This is a genomic window from Kitasatospora sp. NPDC001132 (assembly GCF_053598415.1).
In genome coordinates, this window is sequence record NZ_JBSFKF010000008.1 from 233,342 (window position 1) to 254,539 (window position 21,198).

The 21,198-nt window shown below is 72.2% G+C and carries 24 protein-coding genes; 9 read left to right on the plus strand and 15 right to left on the minus strand.

All coding sequences use genetic code 11. The annotated features are described in order from the left end of the window. Positions 1–3: 3 nt before the first annotated feature. Both ACWDBE_RS14375 and rpmG read right to left on the minus strand, forming a co-directional pair. Positions 4–267, minus strand: coding sequence for a type B 50S ribosomal protein L31 (locus tag ACWDBE_RS14375; RefSeq protein WP_279094886.1), 264 nt, complete (start codon positions 265–267; stop codon positions 4–6). A gap of 30 nt (positions 268–297) precedes the next feature. Beyond that, positions 298–462: a 50S ribosomal protein L33 gene (rpmG, locus tag ACWDBE_RS14380; protein ID WP_030289986.1), complete on the minus strand. Its 165-nt coding sequence runs from the start codon at positions 460–462 to the stop codon at positions 298–300. 50 nt (positions 463–512) lie between these two features. On the opposite strand from rpmG, the gene ACWDBE_RS14385 reads away from it, so the two are divergent. Together ACWDBE_RS14385 and ACWDBE_RS14390 are read left to right on the plus strand one after the other, a co-directional pair. Continuing rightward, the gene (locus ACWDBE_RS14385) at positions 513–686 is read left to right on the plus strand and encodes a 50S ribosomal protein L32 (protein WP_449808135.1); all 174 of its coding nucleotides are present in this window, start codon (positions 513–515) and stop codon (positions 684–686) included. 231 nt (positions 687–917) lie between these two features. Then, positions 918–1,121: a cold-shock protein gene (locus ACWDBE_RS14390; RefSeq protein WP_045694210.1), complete on the plus strand. Its 204-nt coding sequence runs from the start codon at positions 918–920 to the stop codon at positions 1,119–1,121. Positions 1,122–1,194: 73 nt separating this feature from the next. Here ACWDBE_RS14390 and ACWDBE_RS14395 read toward each other — a convergent pair whose 3' ends face one another. The 4 genes from ACWDBE_RS14395 to ACWDBE_RS14410 all read right to left on the minus strand — a co-directional run bounded on the left by ACWDBE_RS14395 (position 1,195) and on the right by ACWDBE_RS14410 (position 3,144). Beyond that, a complete protein-coding gene (locus tag ACWDBE_RS14395; RefSeq protein WP_449790833.1) occupies positions 1,195–1,890 on the minus strand; it encodes a hypothetical protein in 696 nt (231 codons plus the stop codon). Positions 1,891–1,909: 19 nt separating this feature from the next. Further along, complete coding sequence (locus tag ACWDBE_RS14400) at positions 1,910–2,620, minus strand: class I SAM-dependent methyltransferase (protein ID WP_449790834.1); 711 nt, start codon at positions 2,618–2,620, stop codon at positions 1,910–1,912. A 46-nt stretch (positions 2,621–2,666) separates the two neighbouring features. After that, positions 2,667–2,822, minus strand: coding sequence for a hypothetical protein (locus ACWDBE_RS14405; RefSeq protein WP_449790835.1), 156 nt, complete (start codon positions 2,820–2,822; stop codon positions 2,667–2,669). Positions 2,823–2,901: 79 nt separating this feature from the next. After that, a complete protein-coding gene (locus tag ACWDBE_RS14410; RefSeq protein ID WP_449808136.1) occupies positions 2,902–3,144 on the minus strand; it encodes a hypothetical protein in 243 nt (80 codons plus the stop codon). A 2-nt stretch (positions 3,145–3,146) separates the two neighbouring features. On the opposite strand from ACWDBE_RS14410, the gene ACWDBE_RS14415 reads away from it, so the two are divergent. Beyond that, positions 3,147–3,302 (plus strand): hypothetical protein, encoded by a 156-nt coding sequence (locus ACWDBE_RS14415; protein ID WP_449808137.1) that lies wholly within the window; start codon positions 3,147–3,149, stop codon positions 3,300–3,302. A gap of 69 nt (positions 3,303–3,371) precedes the next feature. Here the strand turns inward: ACWDBE_RS14415 and ACWDBE_RS14420 are convergent, their stop codons facing one another. From ACWDBE_RS14420 to ACWDBE_RS14430, 3 genes are read right to left on the minus strand one after another with little or no spacing between them, the layout of a single operon-like run. After that, positions 3,372–4,118: a DUF4097 family beta strand repeat-containing protein gene (locus ACWDBE_RS14420; RefSeq protein WP_449808138.1), complete on the minus strand. Its 747-nt coding sequence runs from the start codon at positions 4,116–4,118 to the stop codon at positions 3,372–3,374. A gap of 16 nt (positions 4,119–4,134) precedes the next feature. Further along, the gene (locus ACWDBE_RS14425; RefSeq protein ID WP_449790838.1) at positions 4,135–4,779 is read right to left on the minus strand and encodes a response regulator transcription factor; all 645 of its coding nucleotides are present in this window, start codon (positions 4,777–4,779) and stop codon (positions 4,135–4,137) included. Then, the gene (locus ACWDBE_RS14430) at positions 4,770–6,095 is read right to left on the minus strand and encodes a sensor histidine kinase (RefSeq protein WP_449808139.1); all 1,326 of its coding nucleotides are present in this window, start codon (positions 6,093–6,095) and stop codon (positions 4,770–4,772) included. Before ACWDBE_RS14430 ends, ACWDBE_RS14425 begins: the two co-directional genes overlap by 10 nt. Positions 6,096–6,297: 202 nt before the next feature. Here ACWDBE_RS14430 and ACWDBE_RS14435 point away from each other — a divergent pair, with 202 nt between their 5' ends. Beyond that, entirely contained in the window at positions 6,298–6,615 is a 318-nt protein-coding gene (locus tag ACWDBE_RS14435) for a hypothetical protein (protein ID WP_449808140.1), read from the plus strand. A 392-nt stretch (positions 6,616–7,007) separates the two neighbouring features. Here ACWDBE_RS14435 and ACWDBE_RS14440 read toward each other — a convergent pair whose 3' ends face one another. After that, positions 7,008–9,254 (minus strand): MMPL family transporter, encoded by a 2,247-nt coding sequence (locus tag ACWDBE_RS14440; RefSeq protein WP_449808141.1) that lies wholly within the window; start codon positions 9,252–9,254, stop codon positions 7,008–7,010. Positions 9,255–9,651: 397 nt separating this feature from the next. On the opposite strand from ACWDBE_RS14440, the gene ACWDBE_RS14445 reads away from it, so the two are divergent. Both ACWDBE_RS14445 and ACWDBE_RS14450 read left to right on the plus strand, forming a co-directional pair. Further along, positions 9,652–10,881: a sensor histidine kinase gene (locus ACWDBE_RS14445; protein WP_449790842.1), complete on the plus strand. Its 1,230-nt coding sequence runs from the start codon at positions 9,652–9,654 to the stop codon at positions 10,879–10,881. Further along, a complete protein-coding gene (locus tag ACWDBE_RS14450) occupies positions 10,878–11,579 on the plus strand; it encodes a response regulator (RefSeq protein WP_449790843.1) in 702 nt (233 codons plus the stop codon). The genes ACWDBE_RS14445 and ACWDBE_RS14450 overlap by 4 nt, the downstream gene beginning before the upstream one ends. A 183-nt stretch (positions 11,580–11,762) precedes the next feature. Here ACWDBE_RS14450 and ACWDBE_RS14455 read toward each other — a convergent pair whose 3' ends face one another. From ACWDBE_RS14455 to ACWDBE_RS14470, 4 genes are all read right to left on the minus strand, one after another. Then, a complete protein-coding gene (locus tag ACWDBE_RS14455; protein ID WP_449808142.1) occupies positions 11,763–12,938 on the minus strand; it encodes a serine hydrolase domain-containing protein in 1,176 nt (391 codons plus the stop codon). Positions 12,939–13,052: 114 nt separating this feature from the next. Beyond that, positions 13,053–14,156, minus strand: coding sequence for a serine hydrolase domain-containing protein (locus tag ACWDBE_RS14460; RefSeq protein ID WP_449808167.1), 1,104 nt, complete (start codon positions 14,154–14,156; stop codon positions 13,053–13,055). Positions 14,157–14,474: 318 nt separating this feature from the next. Further along, positions 14,475–16,070: an alpha/beta hydrolase gene (locus ACWDBE_RS14465; RefSeq protein WP_449808143.1), complete on the minus strand. Its 1,596-nt coding sequence runs from the start codon at positions 16,068–16,070 to the stop codon at positions 14,475–14,477. 310 nt (positions 16,071–16,380) lie between these two features. Then, complete coding sequence (locus tag ACWDBE_RS14470) at positions 16,381–17,613, minus strand: helix-turn-helix transcriptional regulator (protein ID WP_449790847.1); 1,233 nt, start codon at positions 17,611–17,613, stop codon at positions 16,381–16,383. 623 nt (positions 17,614–18,236) lie between these two features. On the opposite strand from ACWDBE_RS14470, the gene ACWDBE_RS14475 reads away from it, so the two are divergent. Beyond that, positions 18,237–19,025, plus strand: coding sequence for an SDR family oxidoreductase (locus ACWDBE_RS14475; RefSeq protein WP_449790848.1), 789 nt, complete (start codon positions 18,237–18,239; stop codon positions 19,023–19,025). A gap of 91 nt (positions 19,026–19,116) precedes the next feature. Here ACWDBE_RS14475 and ACWDBE_RS14480 read toward each other — a convergent pair whose 3' ends face one another. Next, entirely contained in the window at positions 19,117–19,902 is a 786-nt protein-coding gene (locus ACWDBE_RS14480; RefSeq protein WP_449790849.1) for an SDR family oxidoreductase, read from the minus strand. A 187-nt stretch (positions 19,903–20,089) separates the two neighbouring features. On the opposite strand from ACWDBE_RS14480, the gene ACWDBE_RS14485 reads away from it, so the two are divergent. Then, on the plus strand, positions 20,090–20,596 hold the full coding sequence (locus ACWDBE_RS14485; protein ID WP_449808144.1) for a nuclear transport factor 2 family protein: 507 nt from the start codon (positions 20,090–20,092) through the stop codon (positions 20,594–20,596). A gap of 97 nt (positions 20,597–20,693) precedes the next feature. Then, positions 20,694–21,140: an RrF2 family transcriptional regulator gene (locus ACWDBE_RS14490; RefSeq protein WP_449790851.1), complete on the plus strand. Its 447-nt coding sequence runs from the start codon at positions 20,694–20,696 to the stop codon at positions 21,138–21,140. Positions 21,141–21,198: the final 58 nt, after the last annotated feature.

Here is a 21,198-nt window from a genome sequence, read left to right on the forward strand (position 1 = left end):
GTCTCAGCCCTTGCGGCGGGCGGCCGCGGCGCCGTAGCGGCGCTCGAAGCGCTCGACACGGCCCGCGGTGTCGAGCACGCGGGATTGGCCGGTGTAGAAGGGGTGGCTGGCGGAGGAGATCTCCACGTCGATCACGGGGTAGGTGTTGCCGTCCTCCCACTCGATGGTGCGGTCACTGGTGACGGTGGACCGTGTGAGGAAGGTCAGCCCGCCGACGCGGTCACGGAAGACGACGGGGCGGTAGGCGGGGTGGATGCCGGGCTTCATCGGATTCTCCTTGGCTGGGCGGGGTCGGGGTCAGCGTTCCTCGCGGAACTCGGTGTGGCGACCGAGCACGGGGTCGTACTTGCGCAGAACGAGCCGGTCCGGGTCGTTGCGCCGGTTCTTGCGGGTCACGTACGTGTAGCCGGTACCGGCGGTGGACCGGAGTTTGATGATCGGGCGCAGGTCGTTGCGGGCCACGGCGTCCTCCTGGGGCGGATCGGTGACGGTTGAGCCACCATCATAGCGAAATGGTTTTCGTTTCCATTAGGCGTGCAGGGTGGCAACGTCACCTGCGGCCACGGCATTCCCGGGCCGAGGCCGCGATCCTGGTCCCGATCGAGATCGACGGCCGTCGCCACCTCGTCCCCAAGCACTTGGTCCGCGCCTACCAGCGCGGCCTGCTGGCCGCCGACGAGAGGTGAGCACGGCGGGGGCGCCGGCATCGGCAGGGCGCCGGCCTTCCCGCCGCGCAGGGCCCTGGCCTGCTACAGTCGTGGGAGTTGCAGTAGTGGTTCCCATGAACTTTGTGTGCGCCTGCTGATGTATTGCAGGCGCATTTTTTGTTCCCCGGCTCTTCCCCGGTGGGCGCTCCATGCGGTGACTCGAAGCCCGCGCCGTGCGTGCTTCGGACAGTCCCTTGAAGGAGATTTCTAATGGCTAATGGCACTGTGAAGTGGTTCAACTCGGAGAAGGGCTTCGGCTTCATCGAGCAGGAGGGTGGCGGCCCCGACGTCTTCGCCCACTACTCGAACATCAACGCCAACGGCTTCCGTGAGCTGCTCGAGGGCCAGAAGGTCGAGTTCGACGTCACGCAGGGCCAGAAGGGCCCGCAGGCCGAGAACATTCGCCCGCTGTAGTTCTTCTGCCACGGCACCCGCCTGGCAGTGAGGGGCCCGCACCGCGCACACGTGCCCGGTGCGGGCCCCTCGGTCATCGCGCCACGGTGGCGGAGCCGTGCGCACCGCGGGCGGTGAGCCCGCGGGCGACCCCGTCCGCGAGCAGCAGCAAGGCGGCGGTCACCAGCGCGGCCATGTGTTCGTAACCCGCCAACACCGGGTCCACCGCCGTGATCGCGGCCGTCAGCAGCACCACGCCCAACGCGGTCCAGCGCGCCCCGAACCGCCAGGCGACCAGCAGTCCCAGCCCGATCACGGCCGCCGACGGCCCGGTGTCCCGGACCTGGGCGAACGCGGCGGGCAGGTGGAGCAGGTGGCCGGGCGGCCGGGACACCCCGAAGCGCGCGTAGCAGGTGCCCACCAGCGAGCAGGTGTACCCGACGGCGAGCGTGCGCCACGGGCCGAGGGTCAGCTCGGCGATCGCGAAGACCACGAACACCTGGGCCAGCGCCCCCCAGACCGGGAGGCCCAGGGCCGGCACGAATATCGAGACCGGGAAGCGCGGCAGCGCGACGTCCCACGGCTCGGCGGCCCGGACCACGCCTATCCGGGAGACGAAGGCCGCCCCGCTCGGGAACTCGTCGACCGCCGCGAACAGCAGCACCAGGCAGCTGGAGACCACGGTGAGGGTCAGTGCGGCGGCGCCCCTGGCCCGCAGCCGGGCGTGCGCACGGCGGTAGAGCGGGCCCCACTCGCTCTCGGCCGCGCGCCGGATGCCGGGATCGTTCACGACGGTCCTCCAGTCCCGATCAGGAGCCGATGGTGGCCGCACGCCGGTCCGCGGCACCGGCGGGCGGCCGGACGTCGGAGCCCGAGGTGCACGGCCGCAGCAGCGCGAAGTAGGCCAGGGCCGGTCCGGACTGCCGGATGACGTGCAGGCCGACGGCGTTGGCGTGCCGGGCCAGGGTCGCCGGGCGGATCCGGTGGCGGTCGAAGAACTCGCCGACGACCAGGCGACCGGTCGGCTTGAGGACCCGGCGCAGCTCGCTCAGGGCGGCGGGGACGTCCGGGATCTCTCCCAGCGCGGTGACCAGGTAGGCGGCATCGAACGTGGCGTCGTCGAAGGGGAGTTCGCGCGCGTCGGCCAGGGTGGGGACGATGGTGTCGAGGCCGGATCCGGCGGCCCGGCGCATCACGTGGTCGAGCATCTCCTGCTGGATGTCGACGATGTCCAGCCGGCCGTCGGCGCCGAGCCGGGGCGCCACCCGGAGCGATTGCAGCCCGGTGCCGGGACCGATCTCCAGCATCCGCTCGCCGGGCAGCGGCTGGAGCTGCTCGGCCAGCCGCTCCCAGGACAGGAACGGCAGCGGCAGGTCGAGCAGTCGGTGCTGCGCGTAGGGGTACGGCGCGGAGTCGGTCACCCACCAGGCGGTGGCCGCGGCCGCGACCGAGGCGCCCGCAAGGGCCCAGGTGCCGGCCTTGCCGAACGGGGCGCGCAGGGGTGAGGAGGGGTGGCGCATGGTTCTTCTCCAACGTCGGTCGTCGGCGTGGGGCGGTGGTGCCCGCTCAGTGGATGTGCATGCCTCCGTCGGAGGCGGCCACGGTGAGGGAGGTCGACGCGCCGTCGGAGTTCGGCAGGTCGATCCGCGGCGCGGAGCTGCTGCGGTGGGCGTCGATCCGGTAGCCGGTGCTCGAGGGCACCCGCGAGGTCGCACCGACCATCTGCCCTCCAGCCAACAGCAGTTCAGCCGGGCCGGACACGTGGCAGGCCCACCGAACCGGGGTACGGACAACCCCCCTGTCAGTCCCCGCCGTTGTCGTCGGGCGGGGTGGTGGTGCCGGTGGTGTCGGCCGGGGCGGCAGCGGCCCGCGGCTGCGCGGCGGCGCTGACTCCGGACGCGATGGCGGGCGTGACGAGGGTGAGGGTGATCGCCGCCGGTGCGGCGGCGGCCGCGGCCACGAGGCACTGGACCCAGCAGGGGCGACCGGCCGAAGTCACCGCTGCACCGGCCGACTTCGCCTCCTCGCCGGACTCATCCGGCATCCGTGATCCACCCCCGACACGCCGTTTCGGAAGGTGCCGTCATCACCGTCATCGCCGGCGTCATCGGCCTGGACGGACTGGCCGGGGCGACCGCCGAACTGGGCGCGCCGGAGCGGCACGCGAAGATCAGCGTCGACCCCTCGCTGGTCGCCGGCTGATCGTCCGAACGACGGTGGCGCCCCCGGGAGATCCCGGGGACGCCACCGTCGTTCGCGGCACGGGCGTTCTCAGTGGACCGCGATGTCGCCGCGCGTGGTCTTCACCACCACACTGTGCGGCGCGTCCGTGGCGGTGTTCGGCAGCGAGACGCTCGGCGACGACCAGGAGCTCTGCGCGTCGACGCGGTAGGAGGCGTCGTGAGGCACCTTGAGGTCGACCCGGCCCCAGTCCGTGGTGACCTTCAGGGAGGCGGGTGCCGCCGTGAAGGAGGCGCTGACCTCGCCGTCGGTGGTGATCACCTCGGCGTCCGGGGCGCTGCTGTCGGCGAGGGTCACCGCGCCGTACGTGCTCCGCACGGTCAGCGGGCCGGACGACTGGTCCACCTCGACCCCGCCCCGCCCGGTGGCCAGATCCAGCCGGCCGGTCAGACCCTTCGCCTGGATCCCGGCGCCCCCGGTGCTCACCTGCGCGGCCAGGCCGGCCGGCACCGTGACCTGCAGGTGCCCCGAGCAGTCGTCGGAGCAGCCGGCGGTGACCGTGACGTCCGACCCGGACCGGGTGACGGAGACCTGCGGGACACGGCCCGTGTAGCTGCCGCTCATGGCCACCGTGACCTGCGAGGAGTCGTCCTGGCTCAGCGTCACGCCGAGTCGGTCGGTCTGGACCGTCACCCGGTCGGCGCCGGCCGCGTCCTGCTGCCAGTCGCCGCTGTACGGGTGGTGCGCCGGAAGCGAGTCGACCACGATCCAACTGGCCACGGAGACGACCGCGACGAGGGCGGCCAGCCCTATGAGGAGGCATCCGCGGCGCTTCATCGGTGTGGTACTGATCTCAAGCTCCCAGGTAGCGCAGGACCGCGAGCACGCGGCGGTGGTCTCCCGCCTCCTGCTGCAGATCGAATTTCACGAAGATGCTGCGGATGTACTTCTCCACCGCCGCCGTGCCGATCACCAGATCGGCCGCGATTCCGGCGTTGGAACGGCCCTCCGCCATGGCCGTGAGGACCTCCCGTTCGCGCGGCGTCAGGGTGGACAGCGGATCCCGCTGCCGGCTGCCGGCCAGCAACTGCTTGACCACCTCCGGGTCGAGGACCGTCTCGCCCGCGGCGACCCGGCGCAGCGCGTCCACGAACTCCTCGGCGTCCGACACCCGGTCCTTGAGCAGGTAGCCGACCCCGTTGTCATTGGTGTTGACCAGGTCGATGGCGTAGCGCTCCTCGACGTAGTTGGAGAGCACCAGGACACCGGTCTCCGGCCAGCGGGCGCGTACCGCCAGTGCGGCGCGCAGGCCCTCGTCCAGGAAGGTGGGCGGCATCCGGACGTCCGTCACACAGGCGTCCGGCCGGTGTTCGGCCACCGCGCGCAGGAGTTGCTCCCCGTCGCCGACCGCGGCGACCACCTCGATCCCCTGTTCGCTGAGCAGCAGTTCGATGCCCTGGCGCAGCAGCGCGGAGTCCTCGGCCAGCACTACCCGCATGGCAATTCCACCTCGATCACGGTCGGTCCACCCACCGGACTGCTGAGCCGAAACCGCCCGTCCACCCCGGACACCCGGTCCGCCAGACCGGTTAGACCCGTGCCGGCCGTGAGATCGGCTCCGCCACGTCCGTCATCGCCAACCCTAACGTTCAATCGGGCGCCCTCCCGGCGGATCTCCACCAAGGCGCGGGTCGCACGAGCATGCTTGGCCACATTGGTGAGCGCCTCGGTCACCGTGAAGTAGGCGACCGCCTCGATGGTGGGGGAGGGGCGCGGCTCCACCAGGACGTCAAGGCGCACCGGCACTGGAGCCAGCGCGGCGACGGCGGAGAGCGCCGCCTCCAGGCCGCGGTCGGTCAGCACCGGCGGGTGCAGGCCACGGGCCAGGTTGCGCAACTCGGCGATGGTGCTGAGGGTTTCCCGCCGGACGTCCTCGACCAGCTTGTTGGTCTCGTGGTCGCCGGACTTCTTCAACCGCGAGCTGACCCGGCCCAGGGTGATCGACATCGCCACCAGCCGCTGCTGGGCACCGTCGTGCAGGTCCCGCTCGATCCGTTTGCGCTCCGCCTCGGCGGCGTCCACCACCCGGGCGCGGCTCTCCGTCAGATCGTTGATCCGCTGCTCCAGCTCCATGCCGCGGGGCCTGGAGAGCAGTGCGACGGCCAGCGCGGTGTCCAGTGCCAGCAGGAGTTTGACGATCAGGGGGGAGAGGACCGCGCCGACCGGCAGCGCCACCGCCGCGACCAGCAGCGCCCGGGGCAGGGAGTCCACCAGGAACGGCCCGAGCTGGGCCTGCCCGCCGGGCAGGCCCCGGTAGTAGGCCGGAAGCAGCACCAGGGTCAGCGGCACGGCCCAGATCAGCGCCACCCCGACCACGGTCACCGCCGCCACCGGCATCAGCAGTAGTTGGTAGCCGATCAGCCGCCAGGTGCAGGGGTTGTGGACGAGTGACTGCAGCGACTTGACCAACCGCCACGAAGAGACCGGCGCCGGCAGCTCGTCCAGCTCCAGCCCGCAGGTCACGGCGAACCGGGCGCGCTCGACGGCGGCCAGCCGGAACAGCGCCCACCCCGCGGCCACCGTGAGCGGCAGGCCCACCAGGCCGGCCGGCGCCAGGCAGACGGCGACGACCAGCACGACCAGCACGGCCAGTCCCGCCAGCGCCACCAGACCGTCAAGTGCCAGGTGGATCGACGCCCGCCACAGCACGGGGGAGGCCAGCGCGCGCAGCGGATTGCCCGGCACCACCTCGCGGGGTGGCCGGGCGTCCCTCCAGGCCATGCCGGTGGCACGGCCGGCGATGTTCTCGGTCAACTGCTTCGGACCCGCTCTCGTGGGCAGTGCGGGCGGCGACCAGGTCACCGTCCGCGCCTCGGTTCAACAGGGGGACGGTACCCAACCCGACCACCCGTCGACAGCGAGGAGAGCCCACCAGCGGGGGGTAGGGTCTACCCCCCGTCCGGCCGGTGGGTTCACGCTGCCGACCCGGCGCCGCCCGGTGCGACATCGTGGGGTCATGACCGATCGACACTCGAGCGCCGCCGTCCGCCCCGGCCCGGCCGGCAGGACCGACGACATCGAGCAGTTCCTCGCGCACTACGGGGACACCATCGACGACCGGGTCGCCGAGATCGTCGAGGAGGTCCTCGGCGAGCAGCTGAGGGGGTACCGGCGCGACGTCGTGCTGCCGGTCACCGTCGCGCTGCTGGCGGCCGCGGCCGTCTCGCTGGCGCTCATGTGGTGGAGCCCGGGGACAGTCCCCCTGGTGTGGGCCGCCACCTCCGTCATCTGCGTGTCGCTGTCACAGAGCGCCCGGATCCCGCGCCGCTCGTGACGGGCCGCGGGTGTCGGCGTGCAGCAGTCGTTCCGGAGCGACTGCTGTGCCAAGGGGCGATCAGACGAGTCGGCTGCGGTACGGGTCGGCGGGCCCCAGGGGCGGGCACTTCTACCCGCTCGGCCGCACCACCGCCTTCGGCCCGGCCACCCCTCAGGGCTGGAGCCTGGGCACCGGACAGTCCAGGCTCGAACCCCGCCTCGCCGACGCCACCGCGTGGCAGGAGCACGACCCGCCCGCCACCCGCGCCCTGATGGACCACGGCGTGCACTCGATGATCGCGGCCCCGCTGCTGGCCCGTGGCATCCTGCTCGGGGTCGCCGAGTTCTGGCGTGCGGACACCTCGGCGCCCTTCGAGGAGGACGACCGCTCGGTGGCCGAGGACCCGCCTCCTAGGAGTGGTGGCTCCGGTGGGCCCAGGAGGGGTCTGTGCCCCGTTCCTCCTGGGGCGCGTACGGCTGGGGGTAGGGGTGGGCGTCCTGGTGCGGCGGCGCGGGCCACCGGGAGCAGGGCGGCGACTGCGGTGAGTGCGGTGTGTCCGTGCGGTGCTGGTCGGTGGGTCGGGTGGTCGTGCGTCCGGGGCGCAGGGGCCACCACAGGCCGCGGCCGAGGACCGCGGCCAGGGCGGGCACCAGCACGATGGACAGCAGGAACGCGGAGAGCAGGATGCCGAGCGCCGTGGCGAAGCCGATCTGCTGGGTGGAGGGTTGCGGCGTCACCGCGAGGCCGGCGAAGGAGCCGGCCAGGACGAGGCCCGCCGTCGCGATGGCCGGGGCGGTGTGCCGCAGGGCGCGCGCGACTGCTGCCCGGGGCGGCCCGGGGTGCTCCATCTCTTCCCTGATCCGGTCGCTGATCAGGATGTTGTAGTCGGTGCCGAGCGCGACCACGAACAGGAACAGGACCAGGGGCAGCGTGAAGTTGACGCCCGGCTTGTCCATCGCGTGCTGGAACAGCAGGGCGGCCGCGCCGAGGGTGGCCGCGAAGCCGAGGCCGACGGAGAGCATCAGGACCACCGGTGCGAGCAGGCTGCGCAGCAGCAGGAGGAGGATCAGCCCGATCAGTACCGCCGCGACCGGGAAGACCAGCCGAAGGTCGCGGCCGACGGCGGTGGAGACGTCGGCGAAGACGGCCGGGGTGCCGCCGACGTGCGCGGTCAGGTCGGCGGGTGTGCTCTGGGCGACGGCTGCGCGGATCGGGCCGGAGACCAGGTCGCGGGCCTGCTGGGACTGCGGGTCCTCGGTGAGGAACAGGTCGATCCGCGCGGCCTGCCGGCTCTCGCTCAGGACCGGCTTGGCCACCTGGCCGACGCCGGCGACCCGGGTGAGGCGCTGGGCCAGGCCGTCGAGTGCGCCGGGGGAGAGGGGGCCGGCGTTCTTCGTTTCGACGTAGACGCTGGTCGGGTCCGCCACGCCGGCGGGCAGGGCGCGCGAGATTTCGAGGGCGGTGGTCTGGGACGCGGTGCGTGGGCCGCCGCCCAGGCCGTAGTCCATCTTGATCCCGGCCAGCCCGCCGGCCAGGGCGCCCAGGAGGGCGATCGAGGCGAGGACCATGGTCAGCGGGCGGCGGGCCACCAGGTCGGCGAATCGGGCCGCGGTGCCGTCGCGGGGCTCGGCCTTGAGGGCGCGTGAGGGCCAGAAGAGTTTGCGTCCGCACGCCGCGAGCACGGCGGGCATCAGGGTGAGGCTGGCCAGCAGCATGACCAGGACCGAGACCGCGACGGCCGGGCCGAGCACCCGGAACTGGCCGAAGCCGGCGATCCCGAGGGTGGCGAAGGCGGCGACGATGGTCAGCGCGGCCGAGGTGACCGCGGTGCCGACCTTCTGACTGACCTCGGCGGCGGTGGTGCGGTGGTGGCGATCGGGTCGGGCCCGCAGCTGCTCGCGGAAGCGGAACATCAGGAACAGGAAGTAGTCGATGCCGATGCCCAGGAGCACCACGCCGATGAGGCTCGGTACGGAGGGGTCGAGCTTGATGCCGGTGAGCAGCGCGGTGCCCACGACCGCGCCGGCGGCCACGCCGCTGATGAGGGCCACCGAGACCAGCGGCAGCAGGGCGGCCAGGACGCTGCGGAACACCAGGACGTGGAGCAGCACGATCAGGGCGACGGCGCAGGCGGAGGCGATGGTCGCGAGGGTCTTCCCGTCGTCGGCGGAGTCGACCTGGTCGGCGAGTGCGCCGGTGAAGCCGGTTCGCAGGCCCTGGGCGGCGAACTCCGCCCGGGCGTTGTCCCGGAACGCCCGGAAGGTGTTCTCCAGGCCCGGGTCGGCGGGGTTTCCGGTGAGGTTGGCGGAGAGCAGCTCGAAGGTTCCGTCAGGTGCCGCCATGGCCGGGCCGACCTGGGGGATCTGCGAGTAGTCCCGCTGAAGGGGCGCCGCGTCCTTGGGCTTGGGCATGGTGACCTTCAAGCGGCTCAGCCGCTTCGCCCCGGCGTCGATCTGCTCGTGGTCCGCGGGGGTCAGCGCCCGGCCGTCGGTCCGCGCCACCAGGACGGTCACCGGGTTGGCGTCGGGTTTCGTCCCGAAGTGGTCGTGGGCGATCTTCATGGCGGCGGCCGAGTCGTAGCTCTTCGGCAGGAAGTCGGCCGTCTGCGTCTGGGTCACCCGGTAGATCAGGGTCTGGCTCAGGACGGTCAGGAGCATTCCCAGGACCGCCCATGCGGCGATCACCTTCCACGGATTTCTGGTGGAGAATCCGGTCAGGGCGCGGATCACGATGTCCTCCGGCTGCGGTGCTGTCGCCGGGGGTTCCGGCACGTCTCCAGACCATCACGCCGTACCGGGCCTTCTCGTCCGAGCGGAGGAGGAGAACGCCGTCAGGACCTGGGCCCGGCACACGGCGGTGACCAGGACCAGGGGCCTGGTCGGGGATCGGTCCCGGGTGCCTGCCCGGGACCGGGAACCGCTGCGAGAATGACCGCGGACGCTTTCCCCCGGGGACCGCAGGCCGTTGCGGGAACGGCACACGACTCACGGTAGACGGTCACGGTGAACCGGCGAAGGCCAGTGCCGACCGGCCACAGAAAGGACCAGCACCAGCATGTCGACGCACCACCGGCCCCTGCCGCCGTCGCCGAGAGCCGACGGCGTGCCCTGGACGGCCAGTGATGCGCTGGTGGCCGTCGGGGCGGCCGCCCTGGACCTCCTCGGCTACACGGTCGGCGGTCCGGACGGAAGCCAGCCGATCGCCCTGACCGCCCTGGTTCTGCTCGTACTGGCGGCCATGCCGCTGCTCACCAGGCGCCGCTACCCGCTGGCGTCACTGGCGGGTGTGCTGGTCCTCGGCCTGGCACTGAACCTGAGCGGGCCGGTGCCGCAGCACTTCAACTCCACGCTGTGCGTCGCGCTGTTCGCCGTGGCCCGCTCCCGCGGCATCGCGGTGGCGGCGCCGGCCGCCCTGGTGGCGGCCGCCGTGCCACTGCTGGGCCGGGGGCATCCGCTGCCCCCTCCGGTGGGGGAGATGGCGGTCAACGTGTTCGCCGCGGCGCTGGTCGTCGCCGCGGCCGAGGTGCTGAAGCGTTGGCAGCACGAGATGGAGGTCAGGCGCAGGCTGCTGGCCGACCGCGCGGTGGCGCAGGAACGGCGCCGCATCGCACGGGAGTTGCACGACATCGTGGCGCACCACATCACCACCATGCAGCTGATGGCCGGCGGTGCCAGAGCGAACCTCGGGAATGACACCGAGGTGGTGCGCGACGCCCTGGTCACGCTGGAGGGCTCCGGGCGGATGGCGCTGCGCGAGATGCGCCAACTGCTCGACGTGCTCCGGGCCGGCGACGCGCCGGAGGAGGCGGACGGGGCGCCGTCCGCGCCGCAGCCCGGTGTCGGGCACGTCGCAGGGCTCGTCGAGGAGTCCCGCAGGGCCGGTCTGCCCACGGAGTTCGCCGTCCTGGGGGAGGAGCGTCCGCTGCCGCCGAGCACCGGCCTGGCGGTGTTCCGGATCGTCCAGGAGTCCCTCACCAACACCCGCAAGCACGCCGGCCGGGCCGAGGCGCGGGTCCAGCTGACGTACCACCCGGACCGGGTCACCGTCGAGGTGTCCGACAACGGCGCCGCCGCGCCGGCCGACACCCTGGTGGGGGCCCTGGCGGGGGCGGGCAGTGCGGCCGGACCGAGGGCGGGCCGCACCGGGTACGGTCTGATCGGCATGCGCGAACGCGTCGCGCTGCTGGGCGGCAGCATGGTGGCCGGCGGCGTCGACGGTGGTGGCTTCCGGGTGGTGGCCAGCCTGCCGGTGGCGCCGGCCGACGGAGAGGAACTGCTCGGATGACGGAAACCCCGGAGCGGATCAGGGTGCTGATCGCGGACGACCAGCCGCTGGTGCGGCGGGGCCTGGCCCTGATCCTGGCACCGGACCCGGCGTTCGAGGTGGTGGCCGAGGCGGACGACGGGCAGCGAGCGGTCGACCTCGCGCACCGGCACCGGCCGCACGTCGTCGTGATGGACATCCGGATGCCGGTTCTCGACGGGGTCCAGGCGACCGAGCGGATCACGCGGGAGCTGCCCGCCTGCAGGGTCCTGGCGCTGAGCACCTTCGACATGGACGAGTACGTGGTGGCTGCCCTGCGCGCCGGCGCCTCCGGGTTCCTGCCCAAGGACGTCTCCCCGGAGGAGCTCTCGGCGGCCGTGCGCACCGTGCACACCGGGGAGGCGGCGGTGGCGCCGCGCCTGCTCACCCGGTTGATCTCCACGTACGTCACCACGCCCCGCCTGCCGCAGCCGTCCTCACCGGTGCCGGTGTCCGACCTGGGTGAACTGACGCCCCGTGAGATCGAGGTGTGGCACCTGCTGGCCACCGGCCTCGACAACGCCGAGATCGCGTCGGCGATGGGCATCAGCGTCTCCACGGTCAAGAACTACATCACCAGCATCTTCGCCAAGCTGAGTGTCCGCGACCGAGCCCAGGCGGTGATCGCGGCTTACGAGTCGGGCCTGGTGGAGGCCCGGCGCGCCAACCCGGCGGGCTGAAAGCGGGCCGGCCGGCCGCCGCCGGGCCGGGCAGGGTCGAACCGGGCCCGGCTGAGAGGTCGCGCAGCGGGGCATGGACGGGGACCCCGGCGGGAAAGCAGGCAAACGGCCCCGGCGATCACGGAGTTGTTGCGACGCTCCGTGACTGCCGGGGCCTGGGCCCGTTCCGCTCCGAGGGGTGGGTCAGCGGCAGAGGGCCGCGTCCAGGGCGTCCGCCATGTGCTGCGCGCCGACCTCGCCCGGGACGGCGGTGACCGTGATGGCGGCGGCGCGACCGTCGTCGGTGACCCCGTTGCGGGAGCGGTATCCCGCGGTGGTCCCGCCGTGGCCCCAGAAGAGGCCGCCACAGGAGAGCGGCCTGCTCTGCAGGCCCAGCCCGTAGCGGACCCCCGGGCCCAGGGGCTCGGCGGGGACGGTGGTGCGCATCTCGGCGAGCTGCGCCGCGGGCAGGAGCCGGCCGCCGAGGAGCGCGGCGTAGAACGAGTTGAGGTCGGTGTTGGTGGAGACGACCGCCCCCGCCGCCCAGGCCGGCGAGGAGTCCATCTCGGTGTAGTCGACCGGAGGCGCGTCCGGCGAGCTGCGGTAGTAGCCGTGCGGGTGGGCCTCGTGGACGCTCATGTCCCCGGGGGCGGGGAAGTAGGTGTGGCGCAGGCCGATGCGGTCGATGACGCGCCTGGTGATCTCCTCGCCGGCGGGCCGCCCGGTGACCTTCTGGACGAGGAGTCCGGCGACGATGTAGTTGGTGTTGCTGTACTCCCAACCGGTACCCGCGGGGAAGTGGGCCTTCTGGGCGAGGGCGCTGTCGAGGAGGTCGCGGGGCTCGAAGTAGCGGTACTGGATCGTGGGGAAGTCCGGGAGTGCGGGGGTTCCCATGTAGTCGGGCAGGCCGCTGGTGTGCTGGAGCAGCTGACGGACGGTGATGTCGCGCCCGTCGATGCCGTCGCCGCGCAGCAGGCCGGGGAGGTAGGTCTCGACGGGGGAGTCCAGGCCCAGCTTTCCTTCGGCGACGAGCTGGAGGACGACGACGGCGGTGAAGGCCTTGGTGTTGCTGCCGGCGCGGATCTGCCCGTCCACGGGGACCTTGGCTCCGGTGGCGAGGTCGCCGACGCCGGCGGTGTAGTTGCGGGTGCGGCCGTCGCGGCCCTTGACGGAGGCCAGCGCGGCGGGCATGCCGTCGTCCTTCACCAGCGCGTTCAGGCTCGACTGGACGCTGTCCGGCCTGCCGCCCGCGAACGCCGCGGTCGGTGCCAGTGCCGAGGCCGCCACGACGCCGGCGGCCACGGAGGCCACGGCCACCGCCAACCCGCGCCGGCCACGGCGGCGTCGGCGGGCCCGGTCGTGCTGGACGTGCTCGTTCATGGGGGAACTCCTCTGCTGGAGGGGGAATCGGTGGGGCGCGCGGGTTCTGCGCGCAGGGGCGCGCAGAACCCGCTGGTCGTGCCGGTGCGGACGCTCAGGCCGGATCGGGGAGGGTCAGCGGCACAGGGCGGAGTCCACCGTGGCTTCCACGTGCTTCTTGGCCGCGTCATCCGGGATCCTGGTCACCGTGATGCTGATGGCGCGGCCGTCATCGGTGGCGCCCCCGGCGGTGTCGTAGCCCGGAATGGTCCCGCCGTGGCCCCAGTACACGCCACCGCACGGCAGCGGCCGGCTCATCAGGCCCAGCCCGTAGCGGATGCCCGGAGCCACCACGTCGGCGGGGACGGTGGTGCGCATCTCGGCGAGCTGCGCCGCGGGCAGGAGCCTGCCGCCTAGGAGCGCGGCGTAGAACGAGTTGAGATCGCTGTCGGTGGAGACGACGGCGCCCGCCGCCCAGCCCCAGGACGGGTCCAGTTCGGTGTAGTCGCGGAGCGAGCCGTCGGCGTCCCGGTGGTAACCCTTGGGGTGGGCCTCGTGGATGCTCGTGTCCCCCGGGGTGGGGAAGTAGGTGTGGCGCAGGCCGATGCGGTCGACGACGCGCCGGCTGATCTCCTCACCCAGTGGCCGCCCGGTGACCTTCTGGATGATCAGGCCCGCCATCAGGTAGTTGGTGTTGCTGTACTCCCAGCGCGTGCCCGGGGCGAAGTGAGCCTTCTGGGCGAGGGCCGAGTCGAGCAGTTCACGCGGTTCGTAGTACCGCTTCGGACCGGCGAGGATCGAGCCCTTGTCCACGTACTCGGGCAGGCCGCTGGTGTGCTGGAGCAGCTGACGGACGGTGATGTCGCGCCCGTCGATGCCGTCGCCGCGCAGCAGACCCGGCAGGTAGGTCTCGACGGGGGAGTCCAGGCCCAGCTTTCCTTCGGCAACGAGCTGCAGCACCACGACGGCGGTGAAGGCCTTGGTGTTGCTGCCGATCCGTACCTGCCCGTCCACGGGGACCTTGGCCCCGGTGGCGAGGTCGCCGACGCCGGCGGTGTAGTTGCGGGTGCGGCCGTCGCGGCCCTTGACGGAGGCCAGCGCGGCGGGCATGCCGTCGTCCTTCACCAGCGCGTTCAGGCTCGACTGGACGCTGTCCGGCCTGCCGCCCGCGAACGCCGCGGTCGGTGCCAGTGCCGAGGCCGCCACGACCCCGGCGGCCACGGCGGTCACGACCGCCACCGCCCGGTGTCGGCCGCCCCGGCGGGAGAGTGGGAAACGGCTGTGCGGTGCGTGCTCGTACACGAAAGGACCCCTCCGATGAATGGCGCCGGTGATTCCCGGCCTTCATCAAGAGGACCACTCGGGGGGAGGGGAGTTCGTCCGCACCCAGGACGAAACCGCGCCCGGGAGCAGACTCCGGGAGCCGCCCCGGCCAGGACCGTACTCCTGGCCGGCGGTGCCGATCGGCCCCGGCACCTGGTGGACGGGCGAGCACCCGCTGCGGGCGGCCGTTGCGGGCCCGTGAAGTGTCCGCGGGCCCGCGCCGACGGCGGCCGGCTACTGGCGGGTGCAGGTCGGGTCGGTGTCCGGCAGGCGTCCGCCGGCCAGGTAGGCGTTGACCGTGTCGTCCACGCAGGCGTTGCCGTAGATCCCGTACAGCCCGTGCTGGTTGGCGCCCTGGAGGGTCAGCAGGCGCGAGCCGGGCAGCATGTCGTGCAGGGCGACGCCGCCGCGGTAGGGGGCGCGGGGGTCGCCGGTGGCGGAGAGGATCAGCGCCCGGGCGTCGCGGAGCACCTGGGTGGGCGCCTCGCGCGGGCGGTCCCAGAAGGCGCAGGGGGTGATGTTGTCGAGCAGCGGGCCGAACAGCGGGCTCTCGGCGCGACTGCGCTCGATCTCGCGCCAGTAGTGTTCGGGGTCGCGGGACGCGGTTCCGTCCGCGCACGCGATGGCCTGCATGGCACTGCCGGCCGGCGACCCCTGCGGGCTGAACAGGAATCGCAGCAGGGCGGTGGTGTCCGCGGTCGGGGTGACCGGCCGGCCCGCCGCAGCCTCGGCGAGCATCGCCACCTGCTCGGCGAGGGAGGCCCGTTCCGGGGCGGAGTCGCCCTGGAGCCCCGCGAAGAGCAGCAACGGCACCCGGGAGTCGTCGAGTTCGAAGGCGTCGGCGCCGGTGCCGACGACGAGCGGGCGGTTCGCGGCCGTCTCCACGGTGCGCAGGATCCCGGCGGTCACCTCCTCGCGGGTGCGGCCGAGCCCGTACGTGTCGTGGCGGGCCGCCGCCCAGTCCGCCCAGTCGGCGAACGCGTGCTCGAGCCCGGGCAGCTGGCTCGGGACCAGCGCGGGGCCGACGCGGCCCGGGTCCAGCGCGCTGTCCAGGACCATCCGGTCGACGCGGCCCGGGAACATCTGGGTGTACACCGTGCCGAGGTACGTGCCGTAGGACAGACCGAGGTAGGAGATCCTCCGCTCGCCGAGCGCGCCCCGGACCACGTCCAGGTCCCGGGCCGTGTCGCGGGTGCTCGCGTACGGCAGCACATCGCCGGCCGCCGAGCGGCACTTGGCCGCGAGGTCCCGCTGGAGAGTGACCTGCCGCTCGAAGCCCGCCCGGCCGGTCCCGGAGGACTGGATGCTGAAGCCGACGGGCCAGCCGCAGTCGATCTGCGCGCTGCGGCCGGCGAAGCGCGGGTCCAGCCCGACGATGTCGAAGCGGTCGGCGGTCTCCTTGAGGGCGGCGTGCACCCGGGGTGGTGCGCCGAGCGTCGGGCTGCCGGGGCCGCCGTCGTTGAGCAGCAGTGCGCCGATCCGGTGGCGGGTGTCGGTGGCCTTGATCCGGGAGAGCGCCAGCGTGACAGTGCGTCCGCCGGGGTCCGCGTAGTCGAGCGGCACGGTGACGTCCGTGCAGCGGGCGCCGGCCCGTTCGAGTGCGGCACCGTCCTGGTCGTCCGGGCCCAGGACGCAGCCGTGCCAGTCGAGGTGCTGCCCGTAGTAGCGGTCGAGCCCCCGGGCGAGGCCTTCCGTGGCTTGCGCGGGCGGCGTCGCGGCGGCGGGCGCGCTCAGGCAGGCCGTGAGGGCGAGGCCGGCCGCGACGGTGCGCCGGAGGATCCGGCGCCGTCGGGCGGCGGGAGCGGAGCGGCTGCGCTGGGGGGCGGGCATGAGGCCTCCTCGGCGACGTGGGCCTCTTCCCCGCGGAACCAGCGGAGGAGAGCCCCTGTGATCAGCCTTTCCTTCTCCGTCCCCGGGCCGGATTCGTCGTGGTGGAGCACCCGGGACGAAGCGAAGCACCTGGACCCCGGGGCCGTCATCGAGACGGCCCTGCGGTACAAGTAGTTCAGCCTAGACGCCGAACCGGCCCTGGATGGTGCGGAGTTCGTATTGCGTCGTAGTTCCGTCCCCGTGGTCGACCTCGCGCTCTCCTTTCACGCCGCTCGCCCGTCTTGGGGGCGGCGCCCGGTGGAGTGGGGTGTCAGGACGGGACGGAGATCAGCGCGGTGACGAGTTCCCGGCGGCCGGAGATGGAGAGCTTGCGGTACACGCTGGAGAGGTGGAACTCGACGGTCCGGACGGTCAGGCAGGTCATCTGGGCGATGTGCCGGTTGCTGTGTCCGGCACGGGCCAGGTAGGCGATCTTCTCCTCCTGGCGGGTGAGCTTCGAGGTGTTGGCGGGGGCCTGGAGGCGTTCCAGGGCGAAGCGGATGCGCTTCTGCCAGAAGGCGTTGCGACACTCGTACGCGACCATGGCCGCCTCGACGAGCCGCCTGCGGCCCGCTGACACGTCCTGGCGCCGGATCTGCATCATGCCGAGGTCGTAGAGGGCCTGCATGAACTCGGTGCGCGCGTGGCCCTGGGCCAGCAGTGCCACGGCCTCCTCGAGTGCGGCGACGGAGGTGCCGTCCCGGCGTGCCACGCCCACGGCGTGCAGGGCGATGCCGATGCCGCGCGGAGATCCCCACTTGCTCGCCGCGATGAGCTCCTCCTCGGCGAGGGCGAGTGCCAGGTCGTACCGGCGGATGCCCAGCGCCCCGAACACGGCCCTCGAACGCCAAGGGATCACCGCGGGGTTGACGACGAAGCAGCTGTCGAGGACCCAGCCGCACGCCATGTAGTCGTCGATGGCGTGTCGGAACTGCCCGCCGGCCAGGTGGAGGGCCCCGCGGGCGGCCAGGACGTGGGCACGGTCCGGCAGGTCGGGGTCGAGCGGCCCGGCCAGCTTGCTGTCGAGCAGCACCTGGTGCGCCCGGTCGAGTTCGCCGAGGTGGACCAGCGCCTCGATCAGCCAGGCGATCGCGAGGCAGGCCGACTGCGTGGACGTGCCGCGATCGAGCATGGTCTGGAGCATGTCCGCGGCCTGGCAGGCCCTCCCCGCGAGCAGGCTGCTCCGTGCCCGCAGCAGGGTGAGCAGCTCCCGGCGCGGGGCCGAGCCCGTCCACGCGGGGTCGTCCCGGAGCCTCCTGCACTGCGCGTCGGCGGATTCGAGGTCTCCGGCGTAGAGCAGGGCCAGGATCGCGAGCCAGGTGCGGTGCGGGTTCCGGTGCGGTTCCGCCGTGTCGAGCAGCCATTTGGCCTGCTCGTTGACCATCACGCGGTCGACTCCGCGATTCGCGAACTCGATGGTGCTCAGGGCGAGACTCAACTCGTCGGGTGGCAGGAGTGCGCGGTTCTCGGTGAGGGGGATTCCCGGTACGTAGGTATTCGCCACGTTCCTGGCCGTCGGGAACGCGGGGGCCTCATCGGTTCTGATACCGGCCTTTGTGGTTTGGCAATTCCTATCGTCTCCGGCCATTTTCTGCCACCCCCATAGCTGACGAATGGTGCCACTTCACAACACGACGCGGACTGGGGCGCGTCGGGCCGGTCGCCCGCGGCTGACCTCGGGATCTGCGGCATCGCCATTGATGGCCGTCGGCGGAGGTCGGGCTGGGAACTGCTCGGCGAAACGGGGAGGCCACGACCTGGGCCGTGCCCCCGGTGCCGGCAGGGGATTTGACGGTGATGTCGGTCGGAAAGTTTCGCGAGGCCGTCGCCCCGCCCTTGGGTGAACCCTCTTGCCGGGAGCGGCCCCTGGCTCTGAGAAGCTCCGCGCGGTGAATCTCTATTGATGCTGGACCGATCGGTCCACGTCCCGGTGTGGGAATCATGTCACGATACGAAGCTTCTGTCAAAAGGCAAACAAGCGGTAAGGCGTCGAGCCCCGCGGGGTCATGGGGGAGCCCCGCGGGAGGGGCGGGGAATCTGGTGGAGACCCGTAGAGACAACGCGGCCGGTCCGGGTCCAAGGTCGCCTGACGGGCAGACCCCGGACGCCCAGGACCAGGGAGGAAACGTGGAGCAGTCACAGCGGGTGGTGCTGATCAGCGGTGCGAGCCGCGGGATCGGAGCGGCTACCGCGCGGCAGATGGGAAGGCGCGGCTACCACGTGGTCGTGAACTACCGTCAGAACGCCGACGCGGCAGCGGAGGTGGTGCGTTCGATCGAGGCCGCGGGCGGATCGGCCCAGGCGCTGCGGGCCGATGTCTGCGACCCCGGGCAGGTGTCGGGGATGCTCGACCGCATCCGCGCCGACCGGGGTCGCCTCGACGCCCTGGTCTGCAACGCCAACACGGTGAACCCGCCGTTCGAGCCCCTGCTCACGCTCTCCTGGGACCACTTCATCGGGAAGGTGACCGGGGAGTTGGCGGGAGCGTACTTCCTCACCCAGGCCGTGCTGGGCGCCATGGTTAAGGAGCGCAGGGGCCGGATCGTCTACGTCTCGAGCACCGCGGCGGACACGATCGGCACCGTCGCGGCCCACTCCACGGCCAAGGCCGCGCTCAACACCTTCAGCCGGCACGTCGCGGGCGTCGCCGCCCAGTACGGGGTCGTCGTCAACACCGTCGCCTTCGGCGCGGTGCGGACCGATGCCACCGCGGGTGTCATGACGGACGAGCTCCGCACGTTCATGGAGAGCCGGTCGGCGTCCGGCCGGCTGCTGGAGGCCGACGAGGCGGCCCGCAGCATCGCGATGCTCGCCGACGAGGACTTCAGCGGGTCGGTGGGCCAGGTGCTGCGGGTGGACGGCGGCTTCGAGGTCCTGGACCGGCAACTCAACCCGATGGTGCGGCACTTCGAGTAGACCCGTGGGCGCTCGCGTCGCGCCGGGTGCCCGCCGTGCACCGGGCGTCCCGTGGGGTCGGCCGCCGGCGTCCGGCCCCACGGGAGCGCCGTCAGCGGAAGCTGTGCGCCAGGGGGTGCAGCTGCTGGTCGAGGACCTCGAAGCCGCCGTCGACCCGGATCACCTGGCCGGAGGTGAAGGCGAAGCCGTCGTCGGCGACGAGGGCCACGGCGCGCGCGGCGTCCGCCGGCTCCACCCGGCGTGCCGCCACCGAGCGGTCGGTCGTGTACTTCCAGAACTCCTCGCTGAACTCCGCCGTGGCGTCGGTGTGCACGGCGCCGAGCGCGACGGTGTTCACGGTCACCCCGTGCTCGGCGGCGATGCCGGCGATGTGGCGGCTGAAGGTGTTCAGCGCCGCCTTGGCGACGGAGTGGGGCAGGGCCATGCCGATGGTGTCCGAGGCCGTGCTGGAGATGTAGATGATCCGGCCAGACCGCTGTTCGCGCATGACGGCGAGCGTGTGCTGGGTGAGGAAGAAGGAGCCGGCGAGCTCCCCGTTGACCTTCGCGGCGAAGGCGTCCCAGCTCAGCTCGGCGAAGGAGGCGAAGGGCGGTGTCACGGTGTTGGCGTTGCAGATCAGCAGGTCGATGCGCCCGTGGTCGGCCCGCACCCGCTCGACGAGGGCGCCGACCTGGTCGGCGTCGCAGACGTCGGCCTGCGCCGCCTCGGCCGTGCCGCCGCGCGACTCGATCTCCGTGACCACGTCCGCCGCCGCCTCGGCGTCGCTCCGGTAGTTCACGATCACGTGGTAGCCGCGGCCGGCCAGCTCCTTGGCCGTCGCGGCGCCGATGTTGCGGCCCGCACCACTGATCAGGGCTATGCGCTTCGACTGCTTCACGGTGTCTCCCGTCGGGTGTCGCCGGCGTTCCTGCGGCTCGACCCTAGTCGCGCGGGGGAGTCGGAGGATTGCGGGCCGACCACAGGAAAGGCGTGCGGGCCTTGTGACGCGTGTTCCGCGGCTGCGACTCTCGGTCCGGTTCCGGCAAGAGGCGGAACGGGATCCGAGGCGCTCGGGAGGATGCACGATGGCGGACGAGGTTGACCTGGTGGCACGGATCGACGAACTGTCGGCCAGGGTGCGGGAGCTGGAGGCGATCCGTGAGCTCACGAAGCTGCGCAACGCCTTCCACCACTGCCTCAACTCGCGGGACTGGCAGGGCCTCGGCGCCCTGTTCGCGAAGGACGCGCATCTGGACTACGGAAGCTTCGGCGACGCCCGTGGGCGCGCGGCGATCCAGGAGTACTACAGCGCGCTGCTGCCGAAGATGGTCGAGCTCCAGGGGGCCTCCGAGGTGGCCCTGAGGAACTTCAACCAGGTCCACCAGGTGGAGGTCGAGGGCGACGACCGTGCGTCCGGCGCCTGCTTCTTCGTGGAGCACGTCCGGTTCGACCGGGCGGACCTGGTGCACCAGAGCGTCGGCCGGTTCTCCGACACCTATCTGTTCGAGGACGGCCGGTGGCTGTTCGAGCGTGTCGAACTGGAGCACTACTGGGTGGTTCCGCAGAACAAGGAGTGGCGCTGGCCCTGGTGAGGTCGCACGCGTGCGGCGGATTGACACCCGGATAAAACCGCTACTAGCGTAGTTGCAGTTGGATCGGCGAGGCGACCGTCGCGAAGGGGTCATCACGGTGAGCATCAGCAGCAGGAGCGCGGTCGCGATCCACGCACTCACCATGCTGGGGCGCTGGGACCACTCGCTGACCTCCGTGGAGATCGCGGAGAGCCTGGCCAGCAATCCGGTTCTGGTGCGGCGGATCCTCGGCAGCCTGCGGGACGCCGACCTGGTCCTGTCCACCGAGGGGCGCAACGGCGGCTGGTCGCTCGCCAGGCCCGCCCGCGAGATCACGCTCTACGACGCGTACACCGCGGTGGAGGCGGGGCCGATCCTTTCGCGGCACCCGCATCCGCCGAGCGCGGAGTGCGAGGTGGGGCGGAATATGCAGAAGCTGCTCGAGGCGGAGTTCCAGGACGCGGAGCGGGCCATGAAGGAACGGCTCGGGCGGACGACGATCGCCCACCTCGTCCGGCAAGTGCTGGCCAGTGAGCGGGAGCTCGCACAACGCGTCACCAGCTGACCGATGGCGGAGGCAGTGCCTCCGCCGCCCTTTTGCCCTAACTGTAACTATCATGGTG

What these genes read in the sequence shown, in the direction of transcription:
- ACWDBE_RS14375 (WP_279094886.1), bottom strand. Translation starts at nt 267, where the DNA reads ATGAAGCCCGGCATCCACCCCGCCTACCGCCCCGTCGTCTTCCGTGAC.
- ACWDBE_RS14385 (WP_449808135.1), top strand. Translation starts at nt 513, where the DNA reads ATGGTTTTCGTTTCCATTAGGCGTGCAGGGTGGCAACGTCACCTGCGG.
- ACWDBE_RS14390 (WP_045694210.1), top strand. Translation starts at nt 918, where the DNA reads ATGGCTAATGGCACTGTGAAGTGGTTCAACTCGGAGAAGGGCTTCGGC.
- ACWDBE_RS14400 (WP_449790834.1), bottom strand. Translation starts at nt 2,620, where the DNA reads ATGCGCCACCCCTCCTCACCCCTGCGCGCCCCGTTCGGCAAGGCCGGC.
- ACWDBE_RS14405 (WP_449790835.1), bottom strand. Translation starts at nt 2,822, where the DNA reads ATGGTCGGTGCGACCTCGCGGGTGCCCTCGAGCACCGGCTACCGGATC.
- ACWDBE_RS14410 (WP_449808136.1), bottom strand. Translation starts at nt 3,144, where the DNA reads ATGCCGGATGAGTCCGGCGAGGAGGCGAAGTCGGCCGGTGCAGCGGTG.
- ACWDBE_RS14420 (WP_449808138.1), bottom strand. Translation starts at nt 4,118, where the DNA reads ATGAAGCGCCGCGGATGCCTCCTCATAGGGCTGGCCGCCCTCGTCGCG.
- ACWDBE_RS14425 (WP_449790838.1), bottom strand. Translation starts at nt 4,779, where the DNA reads ATGCGGGTAGTGCTGGCCGAGGACTCCGCGCTGCTGCGCCAGGGCATC.
- ACWDBE_RS14435 (WP_449808140.1), top strand. Translation starts at nt 6,298, where the DNA reads ATGACCGATCGACACTCGAGCGCCGCCGTCCGCCCCGGCCCGGCCGGC.
- ACWDBE_RS14440 (WP_449808141.1), bottom strand. Translation starts at nt 9,254, where the DNA reads ATGCTCCTGACCGTCCTGAGCCAGACCCTGATCTACCGGGTGACCCAG.
- ACWDBE_RS14445 (WP_449790842.1), top strand. Translation starts at nt 9,652, where the DNA reads ATGTCGACGCACCACCGGCCCCTGCCGCCGTCGCCGAGAGCCGACGGC.
- ACWDBE_RS14450 (WP_449790843.1), top strand. Translation starts at nt 10,878, where the DNA reads ATGACGGAAACCCCGGAGCGGATCAGGGTGCTGATCGCGGACGACCAG.
- ACWDBE_RS14455 (WP_449808142.1), bottom strand. Translation starts at nt 12,938, where the DNA reads ATGAACGAGCACGTCCAGCACGACCGGGCCCGCCGACGCCGCCGTGGC.
- ACWDBE_RS14465 (WP_449808143.1), bottom strand. Translation starts at nt 16,070, where the DNA reads ATGCCCGCCCCCCAGCGCAGCCGCTCCGCTCCCGCCGCCCGACGGCGC.
- ACWDBE_RS14485 (WP_449808144.1), top strand. Translation starts at nt 20,090, where the DNA reads ATGGCGGACGAGGTTGACCTGGTGGCACGGATCGACGAACTGTCGGCC.